27 protein-coding genes are annotated in these 25,991 nt (G+C 73.4%); 17 read left to right on the forward strand and 10 right to left on the reverse strand.

The features are described 5' to 3' along the window. Positions 1–360: 360 nt before the first annotated feature. Complete coding sequence (locus ACIRPK_RS15945) at positions 361–1,338, reverse strand: carbohydrate kinase family protein (protein WP_403038537.1); 978 nt, start codon at positions 1,336–1,338, stop codon at positions 361–363. A 242-nt stretch (positions 1,339–1,580) separates the two neighbouring features. Between ACIRPK_RS15945 and ACIRPK_RS15950 the strand changes: the two genes are divergently transcribed. After that, positions 1,581–1,799 (forward strand): hypothetical protein, encoded by a 219-nt coding sequence (locus ACIRPK_RS15950; RefSeq protein ID WP_403038539.1) that lies wholly within the window; start codon positions 1,581–1,583, stop codon positions 1,797–1,799. Between the two features lie 86 nt (positions 1,800–1,885). Beyond that, the gene (locus tag ACIRPK_RS15955; RefSeq protein WP_403038541.1) at positions 1,886–2,473 is read left to right on the forward strand and encodes a hypothetical protein; all 588 of its coding nucleotides are present in this window, start codon (positions 1,886–1,888) and stop codon (positions 2,471–2,473) included. Between the two features lie 60 nt (positions 2,474–2,533). Here the strand turns inward: ACIRPK_RS15955 and erpA are convergent, their stop codons facing one another. Further along, positions 2,534–2,887 (reverse strand): iron-sulfur cluster insertion protein ErpA, encoded by a 354-nt coding sequence (erpA, locus tag ACIRPK_RS15960; protein WP_057232998.1) that lies wholly within the window; start codon positions 2,885–2,887, stop codon positions 2,534–2,536. A 218-nt stretch (positions 2,888–3,105) separates the two neighbouring features. On the opposite strand from erpA, the gene ACIRPK_RS15965 reads away from it, so the two are divergent. Next, positions 3,106–3,978: a GNAT family N-acetyltransferase gene (locus ACIRPK_RS15965; protein WP_403038544.1), complete on the forward strand. Its 873-nt coding sequence runs from the start codon at positions 3,106–3,108 to the stop codon at positions 3,976–3,978. Further along, positions 3,975–4,631, forward strand: coding sequence for a (2Fe-2S)-binding protein (locus tag ACIRPK_RS15970; protein WP_403038547.1), 657 nt, complete (start codon positions 3,975–3,977; stop codon positions 4,629–4,631). The genes ACIRPK_RS15965 and ACIRPK_RS15970 overlap by 4 nt, the downstream gene beginning before the upstream one ends. On the opposite strand, the gene ACIRPK_RS15975 is transcribed toward ACIRPK_RS15970, so the two are convergent. The 3 genes from ACIRPK_RS15975 to ACIRPK_RS15985 form a co-directional block, all read right to left on the reverse strand. Beyond that, a complete protein-coding gene (locus ACIRPK_RS15975; protein WP_403038550.1) occupies positions 4,628–5,989 on the reverse strand; it encodes a pyridoxal phosphate-dependent decarboxylase family protein in 1,362 nt (453 codons plus the stop codon). The two genes, ACIRPK_RS15970 and ACIRPK_RS15975, sit on opposite strands and share 4 nt — an antisense overlap. A gap of 212 nt (positions 5,990–6,201) precedes the next feature. Continuing rightward, positions 6,202–6,666 (reverse strand): Lrp/AsnC family transcriptional regulator, encoded by a 465-nt coding sequence (locus ACIRPK_RS15980; protein WP_184920606.1) that lies wholly within the window; start codon positions 6,664–6,666, stop codon positions 6,202–6,204. 242 nt (positions 6,667–6,908) lie between these two features. Then, complete coding sequence (locus ACIRPK_RS15985) at positions 6,909–7,835, reverse strand: NADP-dependent oxidoreductase (RefSeq protein WP_403038553.1); 927 nt, start codon at positions 7,833–7,835, stop codon at positions 6,909–6,911. A 175-nt stretch (positions 7,836–8,010) separates the two neighbouring features. On the opposite strand from ACIRPK_RS15985, the gene nadA reads away from it, so the two are divergent. After that, the gene (gene nadA / locus ACIRPK_RS15990) at positions 8,011–9,192 is read left to right on the forward strand and encodes a quinolinate synthase NadA (RefSeq protein WP_403038556.1); all 1,182 of its coding nucleotides are present in this window, start codon (positions 8,011–8,013) and stop codon (positions 9,190–9,192) included. Between the two features lie 56 nt (positions 9,193–9,248). Here the strand turns inward: nadA and ACIRPK_RS15995 are convergent, their stop codons facing one another. Both ACIRPK_RS15995 and ACIRPK_RS16000 read right to left on the reverse strand, forming a co-directional pair. Beyond that, positions 9,249–9,542 carry a hypothetical protein gene (locus tag ACIRPK_RS15995; protein WP_403038559.1) on the reverse strand — a complete coding sequence of 98 codons (294 nt, stop codon included), beginning with the start codon at positions 9,540–9,542 and terminating at the stop codon, positions 9,249–9,251. A 25-nt stretch (positions 9,543–9,567) separates the two neighbouring features. After that, positions 9,568–10,353, reverse strand: coding sequence for a PspA/IM30 family protein (locus ACIRPK_RS16000; RefSeq protein ID WP_403038562.1), 786 nt, complete (start codon positions 10,351–10,353; stop codon positions 9,568–9,570). Between the two features lie 272 nt (positions 10,354–10,625). Between ACIRPK_RS16000 and ACIRPK_RS16005 the strand changes: the two genes are divergently transcribed. Next, on the forward strand, positions 10,626–11,222 hold the full coding sequence (locus ACIRPK_RS16005) for a DUF3043 domain-containing protein (RefSeq protein ID WP_403038565.1): 597 nt from the start codon (positions 10,626–10,628) through the stop codon (positions 11,220–11,222). A 170-nt stretch (positions 11,223–11,392) separates the two neighbouring features. Then, complete coding sequence (locus ACIRPK_RS16010; protein ID WP_403038700.1) at positions 11,393–12,103, forward strand: class I SAM-dependent methyltransferase; 711 nt, start codon at positions 11,393–11,395, stop codon at positions 12,101–12,103. A 7-nt stretch (positions 12,104–12,110) separates the two neighbouring features. Here the strand turns inward: ACIRPK_RS16010 and ACIRPK_RS16015 are convergent, their stop codons facing one another. Next, positions 12,111–12,311 carry a hypothetical protein gene (locus ACIRPK_RS16015; protein WP_403038568.1) on the reverse strand — a complete coding sequence of 67 codons (201 nt, stop codon included), beginning with the start codon at positions 12,309–12,311 and terminating at the stop codon, positions 12,111–12,113. Between the two features lie 87 nt (positions 12,312–12,398). On the opposite strand from ACIRPK_RS16015, the gene cobU reads away from it, so the two are divergent. From cobU to ACIRPK_RS16055, 8 genes are all read left to right on the forward strand, one after another. Further along, on the forward strand, positions 12,399–12,959 hold the full coding sequence (cobU, locus tag ACIRPK_RS16020) for a bifunctional adenosylcobinamide kinase/adenosylcobinamide-phosphate guanylyltransferase (protein WP_403038571.1): 561 nt from the start codon (positions 12,399–12,401) through the stop codon (positions 12,957–12,959). Between the two features lie 11 nt (positions 12,960–12,970). After that, positions 12,971–14,095, forward strand: coding sequence for a nicotinate-nucleotide--dimethylbenzimidazole phosphoribosyltransferase (gene cobT, locus ACIRPK_RS16025; protein ID WP_403038574.1), 1,125 nt, complete (start codon positions 12,971–12,973; stop codon positions 14,093–14,095). Further along, positions 14,095–14,835: an adenosylcobinamide-GDP ribazoletransferase gene (locus tag ACIRPK_RS16030; protein ID WP_403038577.1), complete on the forward strand. Its 741-nt coding sequence runs from the start codon at positions 14,095–14,097 to the stop codon at positions 14,833–14,835. The genes cobT and ACIRPK_RS16030 overlap by 1 nt, the downstream gene beginning before the upstream one ends. A 221-nt stretch (positions 14,836–15,056) precedes the next feature. Further along, positions 15,057–16,556 (forward strand): leucyl aminopeptidase, encoded by a 1,500-nt coding sequence (locus ACIRPK_RS16035; RefSeq protein ID WP_403038580.1) that lies wholly within the window; start codon positions 15,057–15,059, stop codon positions 16,554–16,556. Positions 16,557–16,953: 397 nt separating this feature from the next. Further along, the gene (gene lpdA, locus ACIRPK_RS16040; protein WP_403038583.1) at positions 16,954–18,342 is read left to right on the forward strand and encodes a dihydrolipoyl dehydrogenase; all 1,389 of its coding nucleotides are present in this window, start codon (positions 16,954–16,956) and stop codon (positions 18,340–18,342) included. 65 nt (positions 18,343–18,407) lie between these two features. Then, positions 18,408–20,156: a 2-oxoglutarate dehydrogenase, E2 component, dihydrolipoamide succinyltransferase gene (gene sucB / locus ACIRPK_RS16045; RefSeq protein WP_403038585.1), complete on the forward strand. Its 1,749-nt coding sequence runs from the start codon at positions 18,408–18,410 to the stop codon at positions 20,154–20,156. A 113-nt stretch (positions 20,157–20,269) separates the two neighbouring features. Beyond that, the gene (locus ACIRPK_RS16050) at positions 20,270–20,785 is read left to right on the forward strand and encodes a DUF4240 domain-containing protein (RefSeq protein ID WP_403038703.1); all 516 of its coding nucleotides are present in this window, start codon (positions 20,270–20,272) and stop codon (positions 20,783–20,785) included. Positions 20,786–20,896: 111 nt separating this feature from the next. Further along, entirely contained in the window at positions 20,897–21,499 is a 603-nt protein-coding gene (locus ACIRPK_RS16055; protein ID WP_403038588.1) for a phosphoribosylanthranilate isomerase, read from the forward strand. A gap of 335 nt (positions 21,500–21,834) precedes the next feature. Here the strand turns inward: ACIRPK_RS16055 and ACIRPK_RS16060 are convergent, their stop codons facing one another. Further along, a complete protein-coding gene (locus ACIRPK_RS16060; protein ID WP_403038591.1) occupies positions 21,835–22,731 on the reverse strand; it encodes a DUF2510 domain-containing protein in 897 nt (298 codons plus the stop codon). A gap of 66 nt (positions 22,732–22,797) precedes the next feature. After that, positions 22,798–23,298, reverse strand: a complete 501-nt coding sequence (locus tag ACIRPK_RS16065) for a GNAT family N-acetyltransferase (protein ID WP_403038594.1) — start codon at positions 23,296–23,298, stop codon at positions 22,798–22,800. Positions 23,299–23,404: 106 nt separating this feature from the next. On the opposite strand from ACIRPK_RS16065, the gene ACIRPK_RS16070 reads away from it, so the two are divergent. After that, entirely contained in the window at positions 23,405–24,310 is a 906-nt protein-coding gene (locus ACIRPK_RS16070) for a TIGR01777 family oxidoreductase (RefSeq protein ID WP_403038597.1), read from the forward strand. A gap of 320 nt (positions 24,311–24,630) precedes the next feature. Continuing rightward, positions 24,631–25,956 (forward strand): NAD(P)/FAD-dependent oxidoreductase, encoded by a 1,326-nt coding sequence (locus tag ACIRPK_RS16075; RefSeq protein ID WP_403038600.1) that lies wholly within the window; start codon positions 24,631–24,633, stop codon positions 25,954–25,956. Positions 25,957–25,991 lie beyond the last annotated feature (35 nt).

Below are 25,991 nucleotides of genomic sequence, written 5' to 3' on the forward strand. Positions count from 1 at the left end.
AGGATGCTCAGCCCACTACGGAGTCAGGGGCTCGGGGCTCTGCTCATCTGCGGCTCCGCCGCGCGGGCGACACCGACCCGTTGGCAGCGTGCTCAGCCCGCTACGGAGTCAGGGGCTCGGGGCTCCGCTCATCTGCGGCTCCGCCGCGCGGGCGACGCCGGACTCTTGGCAGATGGTTCGGCATCTACGGTCAGGGGCTCGGGGAACTGCGACGCCAGCCCTTGCAAGGTGATCCCTGCGTAGGTGGTCAGGCACTTTCGCAGTGACCCGAACGCCCGATCTCCTCGCCCACGCGGCGGAGCCGCACACCAGCAGAGCCCCGAGCCCCTGACCGTAGCTGCCCGAGCACCTGCAGAGGCCCTACGCGGTCAGCTTGCTGCGCACCTCCGCCGCCGCCGCGTCGCCGTACGCTGCGGCGAAGCGGTCCAGGAACGCCCCGTGCCGCAGCTCGTACTCCTGGGTGCCGACCGTCTCGATCACCAGCGTGGCGAGCATGCAGCCGATCTGCGCCGACCGCTCCAGCCCGAGGTCCCAGGAGATGCCCGCCAGGAAGCCGGCCCGGAAGCCGTCGCCCACGCCGGTCGGGTCGGCCTTGCGGTCCTCGACCGGGCAGCCGACGGTGACGTCGGGCTCCCCGGCCCGCTGGATCCGGACGCCCTTGGCGCCGAGCGTGGTGACCCGGGTGCCGACCCGGGTGAGGATCTCCTCGGCGCTCCAGCCGGTCTTGGTCTCGATCAGGGCGGCCTCGTACTCGTTGGTGAACAGGTACGTGGCGCCGTTCACGATCTCCCGGATGTCGTCGCCCTCCAGCCGGGCGAGCTGCTGCGAGGGGTCGGCGGCGAAGGCGTAGCCACGGGTGCGGCACTCCTGGGTGTGCCGCACCATCGCCTGCGGGTCGTCCGCACCGATCAGCACCAGGTCGAGGCCGCCGACGCGGTCGTGGATCGGCTTGAGCTCGATGTTGCGGGCCTCGGCCATCGCGCCGGTGTAGAAGGACGCGATCTGGTTGTGGTCCTGGTCCGTGGTGCACATGAACCGGGCGGTGTGCCGGGTCTCCGAGATGTGCACGGAGCCGGTGTCCACGCCGTTCCGCTCCAGCCAGCTGCGGTACTCCTCGAAGTCCGCGCCGGCCGCGCCGACCAGGATCGGCCGCAGGCCCAGCACGCCCATGCCGAAGGCGATGTTCGGGGCGACCCCGCCGCGGCGGATGTCGAGGGTGTCCACCAGGAACGAGAGCGAGACCGTGTGCAGCTGCTCGGCGACCAGCTGGTCGGCGAAACGGCCCGGGAAGGTCGTCAGGTGGTCGGTGGCGATCGAGCCGGCGACGGCGATGCGCACGGGGTCTCCTCAGATGGCCGGGCGAGTGGCCGGCACAGCGGTGAAATGGACCTCCCCACGGTACCGGCCCGGCCGTGGCCCGCCCACCTCGCCTCCGGACTCACCCCACCGAGTACTACCGCGCGGTAGCTCTGGCCCGACGACCGGGCCCGATCTAGGGTCGGGGATACCGGGGCCGGAACAGCCGCCCCGTCCTGGTCCGTGGCACTGCTTCCACGGCCCGCCGATCGGAGCGAAGACCGATGATGCCGAACCGGCCCACCCTGCGTGTCCCTGCCGCCCTGAAGGGCGATGTGGACACCGACTCCCTTGACGCGCTGGTGAGTTCGTCCCGGCGGATGGGTCTGTTCTGGCCCACGCACGCCATCCCCGCCGAGCCGGTGCCGGCCGCCCCCAGCGGCGTCTCGGTGCCGTCCAGGACCCGTCGCCTGGTGGCCGGGATGTCGGAGTACGGCGCCTGACGGAACCGGATTCCTCCGGGGCACGTCAAAGTCGCACAGCGCCGCTGCGGTGGCGGAGTGCTGAGCCCTCGGGAGGAACGCGCACCATGGACCAGAAGACCGCAGCCACCCCACTCCGGTCCCGGCGGGCCGTCGGCGTCGCCGGACTCCTGCTCGCCCTCGCGGCCGCGACCGCCTGCGGATCGGGCGCCTCCGGTACGACCGCCGGATCGTCCGGCTCACCGAGCGCCCCGGCGTCCGCCCCGGCCGCGAGCCCGTCGGCGAGTCCGTCCAACCCGGATCCCCGGCCGTCCAGCCCGCCGAAGCCGTCCGCCGAACCGACCCCGGCCGAGAGCAGGCCGGGCATCGCGGTGGGCGAACCCGACCCGTCCGGCCGACTGGTCGGCAGCGCGTACCGGGTGGACGGCCTGCGGCTGGCGGTCACGTTCTACGGCGGGATCTGCGAGAAGTACGGCCTCAAGCTGGACGAGTCCAAGCCCGGCACGGTGCTGGCCAAGGTGGTGGTGACGCAGCCCCAGCAGGCGGGCACCGAGTGCGTCGCGCTGGCCAAGCAGCAGGAGGTGTCGGCCGACCTGAAGACCCCGCTGGGCGGCCGGACGGTCTTCGACCAGACCACCAACCAGGAGCTGCCGAGGTCCCAGGGCCCGGACCCGGTGGGCGGCCCCCAGCACTGAGCAGCCGGCCCCGGACGTGCGAAAGGCCCCCGCCGTGGCGGGGGCCTTTCGCTGGACCGCTTAGCTGAACGAGTCGCCGCAGGCGCAGGAGCCGGTGGCGTTCGGGTTGTCGATCGTGAAGCCCTGCTTCTCGATGGTGTCGACGAAGTCGACGGTCGCGCCGCCGAGGTAGGGGGCGCTCATCCGGTCGGTCACGACCTTGACGCCGTTGAAGTCCTTCACGACGTCGCCGTCGAGCGAACGCTCGTCGAAGAAGAGCTGGTAGCGCAGGCCCGAGCAGCCACCGGGCTGCACGGCGACGCGCAGCGCGAGGTCGTCGCGGCCTTCCTGGTCCAGCAGCCCCTTGACCTTGGCCGCGGCGGCATCGGAGAGGAGCAGACCACTCTCGACGGTGGTCTCGTCCTGGACGCTCATCTGTGTACTCCCGGTCTGTGACGACGATCTGCCGCCAGTACCAACCAGCGGCCACCCGGATTCATTTCCCGAGCAGTGTTCTTCTGAGGTTCTGCGTGGGACGTGGTCGTGCAACCCACTCCCCCACACACCCATGCTCGCACACCGGTGCACCGTGGTCGTCGTCCGATCCTGCCAAACGTGCCGCCCCGGGGCCGCCGCGACGGCAGGATGACGGGGTGATCATTCGTCAACTCCAGGACACCTCCGCCGACGCCGCGGCCGTCGAAGCGGTGAGCCGGGCGGCCTTCCGCGACCTGGCGGGCCGGGACGACGGCCCGCCACCGGACCCGGCCCAGCTGGTCCGGGAGCTGGCCAGGGCGGTGCACGCGATCCGGCACGACCAGCCGGGCTGCTGGGTCGCCGAGCAGGACGGCGAGGCGGTCGGGGTGGCACTGTCCATGCGGCGGGAGGGACTGTGGCTGCTGTCACTGTTCGCGGTGCTGCCGAGCGCCCAGGGCCAGGGGGTCGGTCGGCTGCTGCTGGAGCAGGCCGCCGGCCACGGCCGGGGCTGCCTGCGCGGGATGCTCTGCGCCTCGTCCTCCCCCGCCGCCGCCCGCCGCTACCGGCGGGCCGGGTTCACCCTGCACCCGGCGATGAAACTGACCGGGACGGTGGACCGGGACGGACTGCTCGACCCGGGCGACATCCCGGTGCACCCGGGCAATCCGACCCACCGTCACCTGCTGGACTCGGTCGACCGCCGGGTCCGGGGCGCGGCCCACGGGGTGGACCACGACTTCATGCTGGCGCACTACGACGAGCTGCTGATCGCCGACACCCTGGCGGGCAGCGGCTACTGCTACCGGACCGGCGGCGCGGTGAAGCTGCTGGCCGCCACCTCCAAGCGGATCGCCACCCGGCTGCTGCGCGAGGCGCTGGCCCGTACCCCGGACGGGGCGGAGGTGGTGATCGACTACCTGACCGCCGAGCAGGAGTGGGCGGTGGACGTCGGCCTGGAGGTCGGCCTGTCGCTCTCCACCGAGGGCTACCTCGCGGTGCGCGGGATGCGGCCGCCCGCCCCGTACATCCCCAACCCCGCCTTCCTGTGACCGGGGAGCCGGACGCCGGGCATGCGCTGCGCCGGGCCGCCGCCGTCGGCCCGTTCTTCGCCACCGTCGAGGGCCCGCTGCCAGACGGCTTCCGACCGCTGGCCGAGCTGGCCGCGCCGGAGTTCTGGCGACGGCGGATCGCCGAGGTCGGCGAGCGGCTCGGGACGGACGAGCCCCGGGTGGCCGCCTCGGTGGCGCAGCTCGGGGTGGCCGCCCGGCTCTGGTCGGTGGCGCTTGGCACGGCCGTACTGGGCGGGGTGGTGCCGGACTACGACCGGTCGTACTGGCGGCTGCCGCCCGGCGGTTCGCTGGAGCTCTGGGTGCCGGGGGTGCTGCTGCCCGACGGCCCGTTGGCGGCGGCGCTGCACCGGACGGTGGTGGAGCGGCAGCTGGCCCCGCTGGCGGCGGGCATCCGGGCGGTGACCCCGGTGGCCGAGGGGCTGCTGTGGGGGAACGCGGCCTCGGCGCTGGCGGGCGCGGTACGGGTCCTGCGGTCCGGCGGCGGACCGGCGGCCGAACTGCTGGACCGGCCCCCGCTGCGGGGTGCGCTCACCTCGGCGGGGCGCCGGACCAGTTGCTGCCTGTACTACCGGGTGCCGGGGGCGGGCCTGTGCGGCGACTGCGTCTTCGACCGCCCGCCCCGGGCCCGCTAACGCATGGTGGCGAGGATCTCCTCGACCATCTCCATCGTGGTGCCGGGGTGCAGGAAGGCGAACCGGGCCACCGTCTCACCGTCCCAGCCGGTCGGGGTGACGAAGCCGATCTGGTCGGCCAGCAGCTGCTGGGACCAGCGGTAGTAGTCCTCCCGGGTCCAGCCGGTGCGGCGGAAGCAGACCGAGGAGAGCTGGGGCTCCATCAGGAGCTCCAGGTGTTCGGTCCGCTCGATCAGCGCGGCGCTCTCCCGGGCCAGCGTGAGGCCGGCCTCGATCGCGTCGGTGTACGCCTGGGTGCCGTGCACCGCGAGCGAGAACCAGAGCGGCAGACCGCGGGCCCGGCGGGTCAGGTGGTAGGCGTAGTCGGTGGGGTTCCACTCGTCGCCCTCGGTGTGCAGCACGTCCAGGTAGGAGGCGTCCTGGGTGTGCACGGCGCGGGCCAGCTGCGGGTTGCGGTAGATCAGCGCGGCGCAGTCGAACGGCGCGAACAGCCACTTGTGCGGGTCCACCACGAACGAGTCGGCGTGCTCGATGCCGTTGTAGCGCTCCCGGACGGACGGGGCGAACAGCCCGGCCCCGCCGTACGCGCCGTCCACGTGGAACCACAGGCCGTACTCGCGGGTGACCTCGGCGATGCCCGCCAGGTCGTCCACGATGCCCTCGTTGGTGGTGCCCGCGGTGCCGACGGCGGCGATCACGGTCTCGGGGTTCGGGTCGGCGGCCAGTGCGGCGCGCAGGGCCTCGCCGGTGAAGCGGCGGTCGACGGCCGGGACCTTGAACGCCTCGACGCCGATGATGTTGAAGGTGTTCTTGACCGAGGAGTGCACCTGGTCGGAGACCGCGATCCGCAGCTTGGCATCCGGGCCGAGCCGCCGCCGGGCGGTGTCCCGGGCGACCACCAGCGCGGACAGGTTGCCCGCCGAGCCACCGGAGACGAAGGTGCCGCCCGCGCTGTCGGGCAGGCCGGCCCGATCCGCTATCAGCCGGAGCACCTGGTTCTCGGCGGCGATCGCGCCGGCCGCCTCCAGCCAGGAGATGCCCTGCAGCGAGGCGCAGGAGACCACCATGTCGAACAGCAGCGCGGCCTTGGTGGGGGCGCACGGGATGAACGACAGGTACCGCGGGCTGTCGGCGGAGATCACCGCGCGGGACAGCTCGTGGTCGTACAGCTTGAGCACGTCGGCCGGGTCGTTGCCGGTCGGGTTCAGCAGACCGGCCAGCTGGGCCTTCAGGTGCTCGCCGTCACCGGGGTGGTCGAGCGGTACGGGGTCGTACTGCAGCCGCTCCCGCATGTAGTTGAACACCAGGTCGACCAGCTCGTTGTCGGGCCGGTGCATGCGGTCGGGGGCTGCGGACATGGCTGTCCCTCTCACTGAGTGGGTGTCATGGGAGGGCCGGGGCAGGTGGAGCCGGCCGGACAAGATCAGCCTAGGCAGCGGGAGTGCGCCCGCGCGCGTCGGAACCCGGCAGGTCGGGCCGGATTCGAGCGCGTTCGACCGGGGCGGCGCAGCTTTCCTGCGCGGTACGGCGGACTGGTCCGTCCGGGTCGGGCGGCGGCTCCGGCGGGCGGTCAGCCGATCAGCCGGGAGAGCACCACGGAGCTGCGGCTGCGCTGGACGCCGGGCTCCTTGCGGATCCGCTCGATGACCGCCTCCAGGTGGCGGGTGTCGACGGCGCGCAGGTGCACCAGGGCGTCCGGGTCACCGGTCACCGTCCACGCCGCCACCACCTCGGGGAACTGCCGCAGACTGGCCAGGATCTCCTCCGGCGCGGTCCGCTCCCGGCAGTACACCTCGACGAACGCCTCGGTCTGCCAGCCCAGCACGTCGGGGTCCAGCACGACGGTGAACCCGCGGACCACGCCCCGGGCCCGGAGCCGGTCGATCCGGCGGCGGACGGCGGTGGCCGAGAGGTTGGCGAGCAGGCCGATCTCGGCGTACGACGCCCGGCCGTCCCGGCTCAGGTGGGCCAGCAGCAGCCGGTCCGTCTCGTCCAGGGAGGCCCCGCCCGGTTCTGACGGTCTGTTGGTGCTCATGGGGGAGGCTCTCCATCGGAAGAAACGAAACGCCGCACCATTTTGCACCCTCCGGGCCCCGGGGCCGCACCTGTGGCAGGGCGTTCGGTTGCACGACCCAGGGGCTCGGGGAACTGCGAGGAGATCTGGCGTGCGGGTCACCGCGAAAGTGCCTGACCACCTCCGCGACGGTGACCTTGCAAGGGCCGGCGTCGCAGTTCCCCGAGCCCCCGGACGGTAACTGCCGGAGCCGAGAGGAGCGCTCAGTCGACCAGGAGGACGATCTTGCCCCGGGTCCGGCCCTCCGCGCTGAGGGCCTGGGCGCTGGCGGCCTGGGCGAGGGGGAAGGTGGAGGCGATCGGGACGGTGAGGCGGCCGGTGTCGGCGAGGCGGGCGAGTTCGGTGAGGTCGGCGGCGTCGGGGCGGACCCAGACGTAGTGGCCGCCCCTGGCGACGACGCCGTAGTCGGCGACGGAGGCGATCCGGGTGGGGTCCTTGAGCAGGGTGGCGGAGACCTCGACCGCGTCGCCGCCGACCAGGTCGAGGGCAGCGTCCACCCCGTCGGGGGCGAGCGCCCGGACCCGGTCGGCCAGCCCGTCCCCGTACTCGACCGGCTCGACGCCGAGCCCGCGCAGGAACGCGTGGTTGCGCTCGCTCGCGGTCCCGATCACCCGGGCCCCGACGGCGCCGGCGATCTGCACCGCGAGCACCCCCACTCCCCCGGCGGCGGCGTGCACCAGCACGGTCTCGCCGGGCTGCACCCCGAGCGCCTTGACCAGCGACTGATAGGCCGTCAGCCCCGCCAGCGGCAGCCCGCCGGCCTGGGCCCAGTCCAGGGCGGCGGGCTTCCGGGCCAGGGTGCGGACCGGGGCGGCGACCAGCTCGGCGTACGTGCCGTGCTCGACGCCGTCCTTGCGGACGTAGCCGATCACCTCGTCGCCGGGGCGGAACTCGGTCACCCCGCCACCGACGGCCTGCACCACCCCGGCCAGGTCCCAGCCCATGATCAGCGGGAAGTGCGCGTCCAGGATGCCGTCCAGCAGGCCCTCCCGGATCTTCCAGTCGACCGGGTTGACCCCGGCGGCCTTCACCCGGACCAGGACGGAGTCCGGTCCGACCTTGGGGTCGGGGAGCTCGGTCCACTCGACGACCTCGGGGCCGCCGTACTGCCTGATCGCGATTGCCTTCATGCCCGGTAGCCAACCCGACGGCGCGGGGAACACGCCGTAGCGGCGCGCGGTTCTCGTCACATCGACACGTTGGCCGTCGTCAGAGTGACGCGAACGGGTTATCATAGATAGTGTCAGATAGACGAAAAGGCATGGCCCCAGCTCAGAGCTCCGCCGCACAGGAGGGCACCCGCCCGTGACCACCACCACCGAGACCTACGGCGTCGATCCCACCCCGACGCCGCTCGCTCTGCTGCTGCTCGGCCGCGAGGCCGACCCGAACAGCGAGCGCGGCGTCGAGTGCCCCGGCGACCTGCCGCCCGCCTCCGACCCCGACCTGGTCGAGCGCGCCCGCGCCGCCAAGGCCGCCCTGGGGGACCGGGTCTTCATCCTGGGCCACCACTACCAGCGCGACGAGGTGATCGAGTTCGCCGACGTGACCGGCGACTCGTTCAAGCTCGCCCGGGACGCCGCCAACAAGCCGGAGGCCGAGTACATCGTCTTCTGCGGCGTGCACTTCATGGCCGAGTCGGCCGACATCCTCACCAGCAGCGCCCAGCAGGTCATCCTCCCGGACCTGGCGGCCGGCTGTTCGATGGCCGACATGGCCACCGCCGAGCAGGTCGCCGAGTGCTGGGACGTGCTCACCGAGGCCGGTATAGCCGACGTGACCGTCCCGGTCTCGTACATGAACTCCTCCGCCGACATCAAGGCGTTCACCGGCAAGCACGGCGGCACCATCTGCACCTCCTCGAACGCCGAGCGCGCGCTCACCTGGGCGTACGAGCAGGGCGAGAAGGTGCTGTTCCTGCCGGACCAGCACCTCGGCCGGAACACCGCCGTCCGCGACCTGGGATTCTCGCTGGACGACTGCGTGCTCTACAACCCGCACAAGCCGAACGGCGGCCTGACCGTCGAGGAGCTGCGGAACGCCAAGATGATCCTCTGGCGCGGGCACTGCTCGGTGCACGGCCGCTTCACCCTGGACTCGGTGAACGACGTCCGGGCCCGGATCCCCGGCGTGAACGTGCTGGTGCACCCGGAGTGCAAGTACGAGGTGGTCGACGCGGCCGACCTGGTCGGCTCGACCGAGTACATCATCAAGGCGCTGGACGCCGCCGAGCCCGGCTCCAAGTGGGCCATCGGCACCGAGCTCAACCTGGTACGTCGGCTGGCCAAGGCGCACCCGGACAAGGAGGTCGTCTTCCTGGACCGGGCGGTCTGCTTCTGCTCCACCATGAACCGGATCGACCTGCCGCACCTGGTCTGGGCGCTGGAGTCGCTGGTCGACGGCCGGGTGCCGAACGTGATCACCGTGGACCCGGAGGTCGCCAAGTACTCCAAGGCCGCGCTGGACCGGATGCTGGCCCTGCCGTAGCCGACGCACGACGGAGGGCGGGCCCCCTGGTGGGGCCCGCCCTCCGTCGTCTCAGTTCACTCCGGGAGACCGGGGATCAGCCCGTCCCCCTCGTCCCGCAGCAGCGCCCGGACCTCGTCCAGCGACGCCTCCGGATCCGGCAGGATCAGGTCGGACGGCTCCAGCGAGTCGTCCGGCAACGGCGTGCCGTACTCCTTGACCGCGTCGAGCAGAGTCCCGAGCGCCGCCCGGAACTGCTGTTCGTCCCCCGAGTCGAGTGCGGCGAGGAGTTCGTCGTCCAGCTGGTTGAGCCGGTTGAGGTGACTCTCGGCCACCTGGAACTGGCCCTCGCCCATGACCCGCATGATCATGCCGGTGGTCTCCCTGCGTCGGGGGTTACTTGTTGTAGTTGATCGTGGGAGGAGTGTCCTGCTTGCCCTGCTCGATCGCCTGCTGGGGCGCCGCCGGCGAACCGCCGGTCAGCTCGGCCTTCATCCGGGCCAGCTCCAGCTCGACGTCGCTGCCGCCGGCCACCCGCTCCAGCTCGGCCTCGATGTCGTCCTTGCGGCCGAGACCGCTGGCGTCGTCGAGCGCGCCGGAGGCCAGCAGCTCGTCGATCGCCCCGGCCCTGGCCTGCATCTGGGCGGTCTTGTCCTCGGCCCGCTGGATCGCCAGACCGACGTCGCCCATCTCCTCGGAGATGCCCGAGAACGACTCCGCGATCCGGGTCTGCGCCTGGGCCGCGGTGTAGGTGGCCTTGATGGTCTCCTTCTTGGTCCGGAAGGCGTCCACCTTGGCCTGCAGCCGCTGGGAGGCGAGCGTGAGCTTCTCCTCCTCGGCCTGGAGCTGCTGGTACTGCACCTCCAGGTCGGTGATCTGCGACTGCATGTTGGCCTTGCGGGTCAGGGCCTCGCGGGCGAGGTCCTCCCGGCCGAGCGAGAGCGCCTTGCGGCCCTGGTCCTCGTACTTGGCGGACTGCTGCTGCAGCTGGGTGAGCTGGAGCTCCAGCCGCTTGCGCGAGGTGGCCACGTCGGCGACGCCCCTGCGCACCTTCTGCAGCAGTTCGAGCTGCTTCTGGTAGGAGTAGTCGAGCGTCTCGCGGGGGTCCTCCGCGCGGTCCAGGGCCTTGTTCGCCTTGGAGCGGAAAATCAGCCCCATACGCTTCATGATTCCGTCGCTCATGGGCCTCGGGTGCCCCCTTCTCGGGCCTGCGGTTCCGACTCGTGCTGGACAGGATCGAGTCTATGCGCGGCGGCCTGCCCGCCGCAGTGCTCCTGCCTGCAACAAGCCTGCTACAGCCGAAAAGCTCCGGCCTCATCCCCTGGGTGGAGACGACCCTGACCATGATCCGCCGAACGCCCGGGGACGCCTAGGGGACACTCCGACGTCATTCGATATGTGTTTGGGTCCAAGGCCACACCGATTTGCCGGGACCGACCACGTAGGCTGGTGGTGTGTTCCGACGCCGCTCAGACGATGCCTCCTCCTCCGCCACCGCGCTGGCCGAGCAGGACGACCACCTGCCCCGTGACCCGCAGGCCCCCAAGGGCCGGCCCACCCCCAAGCGCAGTGAGGCCGAGGCCCACCGCCGCACCCGGGTGACGGTCCCCAAGGACCGCAAGGAGGCCGCCAAGCAGTCCCGCGAGCGGATGCGCTCCGAGCGGGAGAAGCAGCGCACCGCGCTGCTGGAGGGCGACGAGCGCTACCTCCCGGCCCGTGACAAGGGCCCGGTGCGCCGCTTCGCGCGGGACTACATCGACTCGCGCTGGTCGCTCGCCGAGTTCTTCCTGCCGTACGCGGTGCTGGTGCTGATCCTCAGCGTGGTCCCGTCGAATCTGCTGAAGCTGCTCTCCACCCTGCTCTTCGCGGTCTTCTTCGTGCTGGTGATCGCCGACTTCCTGCGCCTCGGCTTCGGCCTGCGCAAGGCGCTGGCCGCCAACTTCCCCGGCCAGAACACCAAGGGCGCGGTGCCGTACGGCCTGATGCGCACGCTCCAGATGCGCCGCCTGCGACTGCCGAAGCCGCAGGTCAAGCGGGGCGAGAAGCCCTGACCGCCGAGCCCGTGCAGCAGCCGTCCTGGGCCCAGCCCTGGACGGCTGAGGGCTGGTCCGGCGGCCCCGGCCTGCCCGGACAGGGCGGCGGGGTGCACGACCGGCTGCCCACCCGGGGCTCGCTGCCCACCGCGGCCACCTGGCTGGAGCGGCAGGGCGGGCTCCGCAACCTGGTCCGGCAGGAGCTGGTGGCCCGTCAGCTGGCCGACCAGCTGACCGGGCTGACCGGCCTGCGGGTGCTGGACGTAGGCTGCGGCCAGGGCACCCAGGCGCTCCGGCTGGCCCGGGCCGGCCACCTGGTGACCGGCCTCGACCCGGACCCGGTGACGCTCGGCGCGGCCCAGGCCGCGCTGGCGGCCGAGCCGCAGTCGGTCCGCGAGCGGGTCCAGCTGCTGGGCGGCGACTGCCACCAGGTCGGGCGCTGGTTCGGCCCGCGCAGCTTCGACGTGGTGCTCTGCCACGGCGTCCTGATGTACCTCTCCGACCCCGACCCGATGCTGGCCTCGCTGGCCCGGCTGCTGGCCCCCGGCGGCGTGCTCTCGCTGGTGGTCCGGAACGCCGACGCGCTGGCCCTGCGCCCGGGGCTGACCGGCGACTGGCGCACCACCCTGGACGCCTTCGACACCACCCGGTACATCAACCGCCTCGGCCTGACCGCCCGCGCCGACCGGCTCCTGGACCTGATCACCACGCTGGCCGAGATCGCCGTCCCACTGCGCTGCTGGTACGGGGTGCGGGTCTTCACCGACACCACACCGGACCACCAGGCCCCGGTGGACGGCCGCCAGCTGGCCCAGCTGCTGGACGCCGAGGAGCGCGCCGGGCAGCAGGATCCGTACCGTCAGGTCGCGGCCCTGCTGCACCTGGTCGGCGCGAAGTGACGGACCCTCAGCCTTCCTGAAGGCTCATGGTGTAGATCACCTTGCCGTCGTCCAGCAGGACGACCTGCTCGATGCCCTTCGACAGCAGGTCCTTCCACTCCTCGCCGATCCAGGACTCGGCGTCCCCCTGCCCGGGGAACTCCTCCTGCTCGCCGGGCTGCTGGACGAGGGTGCCGTCCGCCTTCTCGTACCGCCACGTCCAGACCATGCCCGGCTCCTCGCTTCTCGGTTCTGCTGCGCAGGTTAGCGTGCCCGCCCGGCGGCGCCCCAAGCCTCGTGGGAGAGGATGGGCGGTATGGCACTCCCCCGCACCCTGATCCTCGGCGGCGCCCGGTCGGGCAAGTCCACCCGGGCCGAGCAGCTGCTGGCCGACCACTCCGACGTGCTGTACGTGGCCACCAGCGGCCGGCGGGACGGCGACCAGGACTGGGCCCGGCGGGTCGAACTGCACCGGGAGCGCCGCCCGGCGAGCTGGCGGACCGCCGAGACCTGCGCGCTGGAGGCCGTACTGGCGGACCGGGCCGACCCGGCGCCGGTGCTGATCGACTGCCTGGCGCTCTGGCTGACCGCCGTGATGGACGAGTGCGGGGCCTGGGACGACGACGCCTGGTACGACGGCGCGGAGACCGCCGTGCAGCGGCGCTGCGACGCGCTCGCGGCAGCCTGGCGGGTGACCGGCCGTCAGGTGATCGCGGTGAGCAACGAGGTGGGGATGGGCGTGGTCCCGGCCACTGCGGCCGGGCGGCGGTTCCGGGACACCCTGGGGCGGCTGAACATGGCGGTCGCCGACGCCTCGGAGCAGGTCCTGCTGGTGGTCGCGGGGCAGGTACTGACCGTCAAACCCACTGGCGTGTAGCCTTCCGGACGATGGACACCACCGTGGATCTCGACACTTTCTCCTCCCTCGTGGAGCGCCCCGACGAGAGCGCTCGCCGGGCCGGCGAGGAGCGCTGGCAGCAGCTCGACAAGCCGCGCGGCGGCCTCGGGCAGCTGGAGGAACTGGGCAGCTGGCTGGCTTCCGTACAGGGCAGCTCGCCGGTGAAGCCGCTGACCGCCACCAAGGTGCTGCTGTTCGCGGCGGACCACGGGATCGCCGCGGCCGGCGTCTCCCGGCTGCCCGCCGACGGCGGCACCGCCCGCCGGGTGCACGCGGTGCTGGACGGCACCGCCCCGGTGGCCGTGCTGGCCCGCCGGTACGGCGCCGGGCTGCGGGTGGTGGACGTCGCGGTGGACGCCGATCCGGGCGAGTTCCCGGCCGAGGTGAGCCGCTTCCGGGTCCGCCGGGGCTCCGGCCGGATCGACCAGGAGAACGCGCTCAGCGAGGCCGAGGCGATCGAGGCGTTCCGGGCCGGGATGGCGATCGCCGACGAGGAGGCCGACGCCGGGACCGACCTGGTGGTGCTGGGCGACCTCGGGGTCGGCTCCACCACCGTGGCCGCCGTCCTGGTCGGCGCGCTGTGCGGGACGGACGCGGCGGCCGTCACCGGCCGGGGCTCGGGCGTCGACGACCGGACCTGGATGGTCAAGTGCGCGGCCGTCCGCGACTCGCTGCGCCGGGCCCGCCCGGTGCTCGGTGACCAGCTCGCGCTGCTCGCCGCCGTCGGCGGCGCGGACTTCGCCGCGATCACCGGCTTCCTGCTCCAGTCCGCCGCCCGCAAGCTGCCGGTGGTGCTGGACGGCGTGGTCTCGGCCGCCTGCGCGCTGGTCGCCCAGCGGATCGCCTTCCGGGCCCCCGAGTGGTGGCGGGCCGGGCAGTCCACCGGCGAGCCCGCCCAGGCGAAGGCGTACGACCGGCTGACCCTGACGCCCCTTCAGGGCCTGGACGTCACGATGGGCGAGGGCGTCGGCGCCCTGCTCGCGCTGCCGCTGCTGCAGGCCGCCGCCGACACCCTGGCCGACCCCGCCGAGGTCCCGGCGATGACCGTGGCCGAGCGCGGCCCGGTCGAGCCGCCTCGGCTGCCGACCGCGGCCGAGCTGCTCACCCGGGGCTGATGTTCGACGGACTGCGGTTCGCCTTCGGCACGCTGTCGGTGCTGCGGGTCCGGGTGGACCGCTGGGACCGGGAGACCGGCGGGCGGGCGATGCTGGCCGCCCCGCTGGTCGGGCTGGTGCTCGGCACGGTCGCGGCGGGCGCGGGCGCCCTGCTCGCCTGGCGCGGCGGGCCGCTGCTCGGCGCGGTGACGGCGGTGGCCGTCCTGGCCGGGCTGACCCGGGGGCTGCACCTGGACGGCCTGGCGGACGTGGCGGACGGGCTCGGCAGCGGGAAACCGGCCGAGGACGCGCTGCGGATCATGAAGCAGTCGGACATCGGCCCGTTCGGCGTCCTGACGCTGCTGCTGGTGCTGCTGGCTCAGATCGCCGCGCTGGCCGGGCAGTTCGAGCTCTCCCCGTGGCGCGGCGCACTCGCCGTGCTGACCGCCGCGCTGGCCGCCCGCGCCGCGCTCACCTGGGGCTGCCTGCACTCGGTCCCGGCCGCCCGGCCGGGCGGGCTCGGCGCGATGGTCGCCGCCACGGTGCGGTGGCCCGCCGCCCTCGGGCTGTCGGCACTCCTGGCCCTCGGGCTGTACCTGATGTCCCCCGCACTGCCGCTCGCGCTGACCGCGGGGTTGCTCTGCGCCGGACTGCTGCTGCGCCGCTGCGTCCGGCGGTTCGGCGGGATCACCGGTGACGTGCTCGGCGCGGCGGCGGAGACCGCCGCCACCGGGGCCCTGGTCGCCCTGGCCCTCCTCTGACGCCTCGTCAGAGAGCTAGCGGCCGGGGGTCGGTGGCTCCTCCTCACGCACCGTGACCGGATCAGATGGGCAGCCGGGGCGGCGGTATCCCAGCATGCGGACTACCATGCGGTGAGCACCGTGACCCCTGCGCCCTGTTCCAGCGGAGCACGCCCGGGGTCGTTGCCGGTGCGGCATCGGCGCCGCACCCGGCTTGGACCGCGAAAGAACAGGATCGTTTAGTGACTGCACTGTCTGTGAGCACCTCCTCCGCCGCCTCGCTGCGCGCGGACGCCCTGGTGATCGGCGTGGCCAAGGGCCCGAAGGGCCTGCTGCTCGCGACCGGCTCGGAGGCCGTGGCCGAGGCGTTCGACGGCAAGCTGGCCGAGCTGCTCGCCACCCTGGGCGCGACGGGTGCCGAGGGCGAGGCGGTCAAGCTTCCCGCTCCCGCAGGGGTCAAGGCTCCGCTCGTGCTCGCGGTCGGCCTCGGCGAGGCCGAGCAGGGCCACTCGCTGGAGACCCTGCGCAAGGCGGCCGGCGTCGCCGCCCGCACCCTCGCGGGCGCCAAGAAGGCCGCGCTGGCGCTGCCCGCCGGCTCCGCTGAGGAGATCGAGGCGGTCGCCCTGGGCGGCCTGCTCGGCGCGTACTCGTACGGCACCTACCGCACCGGCGAGGGCAAGGCACCGGTCGGCGAGCTGGTCGTGCTGACCGAGCGCAAGGGCAGCAAGGACGCCAAGGCCGCCGTCGAGCGCGCCACCGCCGTCGGCGAGGAGATCAACCGCGCCCGCGACCTGGTCAACGCCGCGCCGAACGACCTCAACCCGAAGTCCTTCGCCGCGATCGCCCAGGCGGCCGGCAAGGAGCACGGCCTCAAGGTCGAGGTGCTGGACGAGAAGGCGCTCGCCAAGGGCGGCTTCGGCGGCCTGCTCGGCGTCGGCACCGGCTCGGCCAACCCGCCCCGGCTGGTGAAGGTGGCGTACACCCACCCGAAGGCCAAGGCCACCCTCGCCTTCGTCGGCAAGGGCATCACCTACGACTCGGGCGGCATCTCGCTCAAGCCGGCCGGCCACAACGAGACCATGAAGTGCGACATGGCCGGCGCCGCCGCCGTGTTCGCCACCGTGGTCGCGGCCAAGCGGCTCGGCCTCCAGGTCAACGTGACCGCCTGGCTCGCGCTGGCCGAGAACATGCCGTCCGGCACCGCCACCCGCCCGGGTGACGTGCTCCGGATGTACGGCGGCAAGACCGTCGAGGTGCTGAACACCGACGCCGAGGGCCGCCTGGTGCTGGCCGACGCGATCGTCCGGGCCGGCGAGGAGCAGCCCGACGTGATCGTCGACGTCGCCACCCTGACCGGCGCCATGGTGCTGGCCCTGGGCAACCGGATCTTCGGTGTGATGGCCAACACCGACGAGCTGCGCGACCGCCTGCACGCCACCGCCGAGGCGGCCGGCGAGCAGTCCTGGCCGATGCCGCTGCCGGTCGAGCTGCGCAAGGGCATGACCGAGACCACCATCGCCGACCTCGCCAACATGGGTGAGCGGATGGGTGGCGGCCTGGTCGCCGGTCTGTTCCTGAAGGAGTTCGTCGCCGAGGGCATCGACTGGGCGCACCTGGACATCGCGGGCCCGGCGTTCCACGAGGGCGGGCCGTTCGGCTACACCCCCCGGGGCGGCACCGGCAGCGCGATCCGCACCCTGCTCCGGTTCGCCGAGGACACCGCCGCCAACGGCGCGGCCTGACCTCCCCGAGCACCAGCGGGGCCCGGCGCCGGGTGGCGCCGGGCCCCGCTGTTTTCGGTTACCGACCAGTAGTGGATTCGACCGTTTCTGACAACGCGTGTTCGCCGCGGGCGAAACTTTGTTCCGTACGGTGGAACACCTTGACCTTCCGGCCGCCCCCGCCTGCCCTCCCCCGGTTGGTCGCACGGCTGTGAGCTGCGGATATACCCTGGCGTACGGGACCTCCGGCAGCCCTCCTGGCAACCGGCCGTGCTGTCCGGGGCAGCCCCGGCCATCAGCCGCCGCGAACAAGTGCGAGGATGTACTCCCGGACGACTGGGCGCCTTACAAGGGCGCCCTGCCCCACCGGACCGCGACCGGCCCGGCGAACCGCACCCCTTTGCATGGAGGACGTGACGTGGCGAACGACGCCAGCACCGTTTTCGACGTAGTCATTCTCGGAGGCGGAAGCGGCGGTTACGCCGCGGCGCTCCGTGCAGCGCAGCTGGGTCTGAGCGTTGCGCTGATCGAGAAGGGTGAGCTGGGCGGCACCTGCCTGCACCGCGGCTGCATCCCGACCAAGGCCCTGCTGCACGCGGCCGAGATCGCCGACGAGACCAAGGAAGCCGCCGAGTTCGGCGTCCTGGCCACGTTCCAGGGCATCGACATCAACGGCGTCCACAAGTACAAGGACGACGTGATCGCCGGCCTGTACAAGGGCCTGCAGGGCCTGGTGGCCTCCCGCAAGGTCACCTTCATCCAGGGCGAGGGCCGGCTCTCCTCGCAGACCTCGGTGGACGTCAACGGCCAGCGGGTGGAGGGACGTCACATCGTCCTCGCCACCGGCTCGGTGCCGAAGTCGATCCCCGGCCTGAACATCGACGGCGACCGCGTGATCTCCTCGGACCACGCGCTCAAGCTCGACCGCATCCCGAAGTCGGCCGTCATCCTCGGCGGCGGCGTGATCGGTGTCGAGTTCGCCTCGGTCTGGAAGTCCTTCGGCGTCGAGGTCACCATCGTCGAGGCCCTGCCGCACTTGGCCCCGCTGGAGGACGAGAACTCCTCCAAGCTGCTGGAGCGCGCCTTCCGCAAGCGCGGCATCAAGTTCGAGCTGAAGGCCCGCTTCTCCGGTGTCGAGTACACCCAGGACGGCGTCCGGGTCTCCACCGAGAACGGCAAGCAGATCGACGCCGACCTGCTGCTGGTCGCCATCGGCCGCGGCCCGGTCTCGGCCGGTCTCGGCTACGAGGAGGCCGGGGTCGCGATGGACCGCGGCTACGTCCTGGTCGACGAGTACATGCGTACCAACGTGCCGACCATCTCGGCCGTCGGTGACCTGGTCCCGACCCTGCAGCTGGCGCACGTCGGCTTCGCCGAGGGCATCCTGGTCGCCGAGCGGCTGGCCGGCCTCAAGGCCGTGCCGATCGACTACGACGGCGTGCCGCGGGTCACCTACTGCAACCCGGAGGTGGCCTCCGTCGGCATCACCGAGGCCAAGGCCGTCGAGCTGTACGGCAAGGACAAGGTCGTCACGCTCAAGTACAACCTGGCCGGCAACGGCAAGAGCAAGATCCTCAAGACCGCCGGCGAGATCAAGCTGGTCCAGGTCAAGGACGGCGCCGTGGTGGGTGTCCACATGGTCGGTGCCCGCATGGGTGAGCAGGTCGGCGAAGCCCAGCTGATCTACAACTGGGAGGCGCTGCCCTCCGAGGTCGCGCAGCTCATCCACGCGCACCCGTCGCAGTCCGAGGCCCTCGGCGAGGCGCACCTGGCGCTGGCCGGCAAGCCGCTGCACGCGCACGACTGATCCGCGCTCATCCCCGGCAGTTCACCCATTCCTGTACGCAAGACTTGATAGGAGTCGCTGAAACCATGGCGGTCTCAGTAACACTGCCCGCGCTGGGCGAGAGCGTTTCCGAAGGCACCGTCACCCGCTGGCTGAAGGCCGAGGGTGACCGGGTCGAGGTCGACGAGCCGCTGCTCGAGGTCTCGACCGACAAGGTCGACACCGAGATCCCGGCTCCGGCCTCGGGCATCCTGGCCTCGATCAAGGTCGGCGAGGACGAGACCGTCGCGGTCGGCGCCGAGCTGGCGATCATCGACGACGGTTCCGGTGCGCCGGTCGCCGCCGCCGCCCCGGTCGCGGAGGCCGCTCCGGCCGCCCCCGCCCCGGTCGCCGAGGCGCCCGTCGCCGCGCCGGCCCCCGTGGCCGCCGCCCCGGCTGCCGCTCCGGCCGCTGCCGCGCCCGCCGCCGACGCCACCCCGGTGCTGCTCCCCGCCCTGGGCGAGTCGGTCGCCGAGGGCACCGTCACCCGCTGGCTGAAGGCCGAGGGTGAGACCGTCGCGATCGACGAGCCGCTGCTCGAGGTCTCCACGGACAAGGTCGACACCGAGATCCCGTCGCCGGTCGCCGGTGTGCTGGTGAAGATCCTGGTCGGCGAGGACGAGACCGCCCTGGTCGGCGCGCAGCTCGCGCTGATCGGTGCGGCGGGTGCGGCTCCGGCCGCCGCCGCTGCCCCGGCCGCCCCGGCTCCGGCCCCGGTCGTCGAGGCCCCGGTCGCCGCCCCCGCGCCCGCTCCGGTGGCCGCTCCGGCCCCCGTGGCCGCTGCCCCGGCTCCCGCCCCGGTCGCCGCGCCGGCCCCCGTGGCCGCGCCGGCTCCGGTCGCCGTTCCGGTCGCGCAGGCCGCCCCGGCCGCCGACGGCTCGGACGGCTACGTCACCCCGCTGGTCCGCAAGCTCGCGGCCGAGCAGGGCGTCGTGCTCTCCTCCGTCACCGGCACCGGTGTCGGCGGTCGGATCCGCAAGCAGGACGTGATCGCCGCCGCCGAGGCCGCGAAGGCCGTCCCGGCCGCCGCGCCCGCCGCCGCCGCTGCTCCGAAGGCCGCCGCCGTGGCGTCCCCGCTGCGCGGTCAGACGGTCAAGATGACCCGGATGCGCAAGGTCATCGGCGACAACATGATGAAGGCCCTGCACGAGCAGGCCCAGCTCACCAGCGTGGTCGAGGTGGACGTCACCAAGATCATGCAGCTGCGCGGCAAGGCCAAGGACTCCTTCCTCGCCCGCGAGGGCGTGAAGCTGTCCCCGATGCCGTTCTTCGTCAAGGCCGCCGCCCAGGCGCTGAAGAGCCACCCGGTGGTCAACGCCCGGATCAACGGCGACGAGGGCACCATCACCTACTTCGACTCCGAGAACATCGGGATCGCGGTGGACTCGGAGAAGGGTCTGATGACCCCGGTCATCAAGGGCGCGGGCGACCTCAACATCGCCGGCATCTCCAAGAAGACCGCCGAGCTGGCCGGCAAGGTCCGCGGCAACAAGATCAGCCCGGACGAGCTGTCCGGTGCCACCTTCACCATCAGCAACACCGGCTCGCGCGGTGCGCTGTTCGACACCGTGATCGTGCCGCCGAACCAGGCGGCCATCCTCGGCATCGGCGCCACCGTCAAGCGCCCGGTCGTCATCGAGGTCGACGGCAGCCCCGTCATCGGCATCCGTGACATGACCTACCTCTCGCTCTCCTACGACCACCGCCTGGTGGACGGCGCCGACGCCGCCCGCTTCCTGGTCGCGGTCAAGGAGATCCTCGAGGCCGGCGAGTTCGAGGTCGAGCTCGGCCTGTAAGGGCGTCAGACCACCCGGAACCCCGCGTCGTCCACCCGGACGGCGCGGGGTTCCGCGTTTCGCGGGCCGCCTCGCGTGCGGGAGGCCCGGCGAACGGCGATGCTGGAGCGGTGATGTACGAGACGGACTTCTGGCAACTGATCGACGAGACCAGGGACGCAGCCGAGGGCGATCCGGACGACCAGGCCGAGGCGCTGGTGGAACGGCTGGCGCAGCTGACGCCGGATGACGTGGTGGACTTCGCCCGGCTGTTCGAGGCACGGTTCCAGCGGGCCTACCGCTACGACCTGTGGGCGGCGGCGTACCTGCTGCTGGACGGTGCCTCGGAGGACACCTTCGACTTCTTCCGGTGCTGGCTGATCGGCCAGGGCCGGGAGGTCTTCGAGGGCGCGCTGCACCAGCCGGACGACCTGGCGGAGCTGGTGCCGGACTTCGACGAGGAGGAGGACGGCGACGCCGAGGACCTCGGCTACGCCGCCGACGAGGCGCACGAACAGCTGACCGGCCTGCCGCTGCCCGATCTCGGCACACCGCAGCCGCGCCGGCCGGAGGGCGACAGCTTCGACTTCGAGGACGCCGAGCAGATGGCGAAGCGGTTCCCCCGGCTCTGGGAGCTGTACGGGGGCTGACGCCCGGTCGCGTGGTGTCCCCAACGGCGGTCGGCGCGTACCGTACTCGGGTCGGCGGGGCCGGGGAATGCGCCCCGGCACGGGCCCGGCGGAACGGGAGACACCAGGACAGTGTTCGTCAAGATCTGCGGTCTGAGCACCGCGCAGGACGTCGCGGCCGCCGTCGCGGCCGGTGCCGACGCGATCGGCTTCGTGCTGACCGAGAGCCCCCGCCGGATCGAACCGGCGGCCGCCCGGCGGCTGGCCGAGCTGGTGCCCGAAGGGGTGCTGACCGTGGCGGTGTTCGGCCGGGAGCCGTCGGCCGAGGTCCGGGAGGCCGCCACGGCGGCCGGGGTGCGGGCCGTCCAGCTGCACGGTGACCACCCGCCGGCCGCCTTCGCCGGGCTGCGGGACCTCGGTCTGCAACTGGTCCGGGCCACCTCGGCGGCCGCCGGGGCGGGCGCGGCCTGCGGCGACTTCGGCGAGGACCTCTTGATCCTGGACTCACCGGTGCCCGGTTCGGGCCGGCCGTGGGACTGGTCCGAGTTGGGCGCCAACCCGCCGAGCGGGTCCTGGATGCTGGCCGGCGGGCTCGGCCCGGCCAACGTGGCCGAGGCGATCGCGGCCGCCCGGCCGTGGGGCGTGGACGTCTCCAGCGGGGTCGAGGTGCGCCGCGGGGTCAAGGACCCGGAGCTGATCGCGGAGTTCGTCCACCGGGCCAAGGCGGCGGGCTGAGCTGACGGCCCGTCGGCGGCTCGCCGGTGCCGGGCCCGGGGCTGTCCCCTCGATCGGGTCGGATCAGCGGGCGGTGGTGGGGTGCGTGGCTCGGCGGTGCCGAGAAGGGGCCCCACCGCCGAGGCTGGGATGCCGCAGGCTGGGCGGGGGTCCCCCGGCCGAAGGCGGGGATGCCGCAGGCTGGGCGGGGGTCCCCCGGCTCAAGGTTGGGGGAGAGTCCATGCGGAGCATCGGCGACCGACGAGCAGCCCGCGAAGGGCGCCTCCTGCCCGATGCCGGGCAGGAGGGCGCGTGCCCCGGCGCCGCAACGCCCGACCCGGTCAAGGGGACAGCCCCTAGACCGACGCCCCGGTGCCGCCGCCGGAGCTGCTGCCCGGCAGCGGGCGGATGGCGGCGACCAGCTGGTCGAGCAGTTCGGGCGAGGGGGCGTCCGGGTGCTCGTCGGCCGAACCGACCAGCACGGTGAAGCCGCCGCCGGCTGCCCGGACCGCCACCACCAGGACGTAGCCGGGGACGCCCTTGACCGGCTCCACCCGGCGGCGTTCGGCGTAGCCGGTCACGCCCGCTACCGTGACGGGGGCCGAGACCACGACGCTGGTCGAGGTGAGGTCCCCGTACAGGACGGGTGCGTAGGTGGCCATCTCGGCCCGGGCCACCGCCTGGGCCGAGGCGCCCTCGGACCGGGCGGCCACCACCGTGAAGTTGGCCCGGACGCAGCTGCCGCTGCCGACGTCGCAGGAGTACGGCTTGGTGGAGAACTGCAGGGTCACCTTGTCGCCGTGGTCGTCGATCCGCCAGCCGGCCGGGACGGGCACCTCCCAGCCGCGCGACAGGTCCTGCACCGAGCGGGTGGAGGACAGCGGGGGGCGGCTGGGCGCCACCGGGGTCGGGCTCGGGCTCGGTGTCGGTGCGGGGCTCGGGCTCGCGCTCGGGCTCGGTGTGGAGGAAACGCTCGGGCTGCCCGTCACCGCCGGCGGTGCGGCCGACGGCCCGGCGGCCGGTCCGTCGTCCCGGTTGACCCAGACCAGCACCCCCGCCGCGCCCGCCAGCACGACCAGCGCCAGGGCGACCACCAGCCCGGCCCGGGCCCTGCGCTTCGGGGCTGCGGGCGGGGTGTCCACGGGGCGGACCTCGGCGGTCCACGCCCCGCCGTCCCACCAGCGCTCCTGGGCACCCCCGTCCGGTCCCGGGTCGAGCACGGGGTACCAGCCGGGCGGCGTCGAGTAGGTCACGGCGGTACCGTACCGTTCACCCGTTCGCCCCGTCAGCCGCTTGGAGCTTGACGGTCCGTCAGGCCGTCAGAGCTGGCGGCCCATCCAGACGTCGTCCACGTACGCGCCGTCCAACCAGAACTCCTCCGGCAGCACGCCGGCCACCTCGAAGCCGCAGCTCTCGTAGACCCGCCGGGCCGGGGCGTTGTGGGCGAGCACCCGGAGCGTCATCCGGCGGATGCCCTCGGCGCGGGCCCGGTCGCAGGCGGCCTCGATCAGGGCCCGGCCGATGCCCCGGCCGCGCGCCTGGGGGTCGACCACGAAGCCCTGGATCTGCCGGACGTGGCTGTTGCTGGCCAGCGGGGTGGCGGGGCCCTGCTGGACGTAGCCGACCACCCGGCCCGCCGACTCCGCCACCAGGAACCGCTCGGGCGGGCGGCGTTCGTCGAAGATCCCGGCATCCTCGGGGGGCTGCGGGACCACGTCGCTGAGCCAGGACCAGGAGACCCGGTCGAGGCGGGCGAGCTCGGGCTCGTCCTGCTGCCGGGCGGTCCGTATGGTCAGGTCAGCTGCACCGTTCACTCCCATGGCCGCCATGGTAGGCGAGCTGCCGGTGCCGCCGCCCGGACATCGGAACGGTCCTCCCGGCGGGCCTGACGGCCCGTCGGGCGGGGACGGCTGCCAGGATGGGGGCATGCGTATCGCGGTGACTGGGTCCACAGGTCTGATCGGTTCGGCGCTCGTCCGCTCGCTGCTCGCGGACGGGCACGAGGTGGTGCGGTTGGTGCGGCAGCGGTCCAGGACCGGGGTGCAGCCGGACGGCACCGTCGGGGTCGGCTGGAATCCGCCCCTGCTGCAGATCGACCGGGCCGGGCTGCACGGGGTGGAGGCGGTGGTGCACCTGGCGGGCGCCGGGGTCGGCGACCGCCGCTGGACCGACGCGTACCGGCAGGAGATCCGGGACAGCCGGGTGCTCGGCACCGAGACGCTGGCCGGTGCGCTGGCCGAGCTCGCGGAGCCGCCCCGGGTACTGGTCAGCGGTTCGGCGGTCGGCTACTACGGGCAGACCGGGGACCGGGTGATCGACGAGGAGGCGCCGCCCGGCGACGACTTCCTGGCCCGGGTCTGCGTCGAGTGGGAGGCCGCCACCCGCCCGGCCGAGGAGGCGGGCATCCGGGTCGCACACGCCCGGACCGGACTGGTGCTCTCCGCCGAGGGCGGCGCGGGCGGACGGCTGTTCCCGCTGTTCCGGCTGGGCCTCGGCGGGCGGCTCGGGGACGGGCAGCAGTACTGGAGCGTGATCTCGCTCGCCGACGAGGTGGCCGCACTGCGCCACCTGATCGACACCCCGGAGCTGTCCGGTCCGTTCAACCTGGCGGGCCCCGAGCCGGTCACCAACGGCGAGCTGACCGAGCTGATCGGCCGCGCGCTGGGTCGGCCGACCGTCTTCGCGGTGCCGGAGTTCGCACTCAAGGCGGTGCTCGGCGACATGGCGGTGGAGGTGGTGGGCAGTCACCGGGCGGTCCCGGCGCGGCTGTTGGCCACGGGCTTCCGGTTCGCGCACCCGACGGCGGAGGCGGCGGTGCGGGCGGCGGTCTGACCGCCCGGCGGAGGCCGGCCAGGACCGGCGGGACAAGGTTCCCCGGGCCCGGCGGGCCGGGACAGCGCAGGGGGCGCACGGCAGCAGGTGTACGGCGCACTGCGCGCCTCCGGTGACCGTACGCGCCCGGGACCCCGCGAACGCGCCCTTCCGGCGCACGGTCCGTGACCGTGCCCCGTCCCCTGTCCCCGCTCCTCCCCGATTGAGACGGAACTCCCGGCCTGATTCGCCGACTGACGGGGCATCACAAGCGAGGACCGTGTCCCGGCACCCTGCGGCCTGCCCGGCCGCCGCCCCGGGACCAGGGAGGGAGCACACTCGTGCCCGCACATGACTTCACCCGCCGCACCGGCCGCCCGTCCGACCCGGACGTCGTGGTGGTCGGCGCCGGACTCGCCGGTCTGGCCACCGCCCGCGCCCTGACCGGCCGGGGCCTCACCGTCCAGGTGCTGGAGGCCACCGAACGGATCGGCGGCCGGACGGCGGGGCGGGAGCTGGACGGCTTCCGCCTCGACCACGGCGGCCAACTGCTCAACACCGACTTCCCCGAGCCGGGCCGGGTGCTCGACCTGGGGCGACTGGCGCTCTGCCCGCTCGCCCCGGGCGTCCTGGTGCACAGCGCGGGGCGGCGCCACCGGTTCGGTGATCCGCAGCAGAACCCGGCCCGGCAGGCCACCGCCCGGGGCCCGCTGGGCAGTCCACTGGACCGGGCCCGGCTCGCCGCCACCTTCGGCCGGCTGGCCGCCACCCCGGCACCTCGGCTGCTGGCCCGGCCGGAGACCACCACCGCCCGCTCGCTGACCGACCGCGGGCTGCCGCCGCGCACCGTGGACGGCCTGCTCCGCCCGCTGCTCGGCGCCCTGCTCAGCGACCCTGCGCTCGGCACCAGCAGCCGGGTCGCCGACCTGGTGCTGCGCTCGTACGCGCGCGGCCGGCTCTGTCTCCCGGCGGCCGGACTGGCCGCCGTACCGCAGCAGTTGGCCGAGGGCCTGCCCGCGGGGACGCTCCGGCTCGGGGTCCGGGTCACCTCGGTCGCCGCCGACGGCGTGCAGACCGCCGCGCACGGCCGGATCGCCGCCCGGGCCGTCGTGCTGGCCACCGATCCGCAGTCGGCCGCACTGCTGCTCCCCGGGCTGCGGGTGCCGGACTTCCACCCCGTCACCACCTACTTCCACGCCGCCGACCGCTCGCCGCTGGACGAGCCGGTGCTGCTGCTCGACGCCGACCGGCCGGACGGACGCCCGGTGCTCTCCCACTCGCTGGTGCTCAGCGACCTGCACCCCTCGTACGCACCGCCGGGGCGGGCGCTGATCGCCACCACCGTGCTCGGGCGGCGCCGGTTCGACCAGGGCGGCCCGGCAGGGTTCGAGCCGGTGCTCCGGCGGCGTCTGGTGCACCTGTACGGCTCCGCCGCGGCGCACTGGGAGTTCCTGACGGTCCGGCACGTACCGGACGCCGTTCCCGCGATGCCGCCGCCGCACAACTTCCGCCGCCCGGTCCGGGTGCTGGCCGGCCTGTACGTCTGCGGCGACCACCGGGACACCAGCACCGTCCAGGGCGCCCTGGTCTCCGGCCGGCGGGCCGCCCAGTCCGTCCTCCGCGACCTCCGGCTCCCGGTCACGGCTACGGCGGCCGAAGCAGCCTAGCCTCCGGCCCAGGGGCTCGGTGCTGCGCCTTTGGC

Source organism: Kitasatospora sp. NPDC101801, from assembly GCF_044766665.1.
Taxonomy (GTDB): domain Bacteria; phylum Actinomycetota; class Actinomycetes; order Streptomycetales; family Streptomycetaceae; genus Kitasatospora.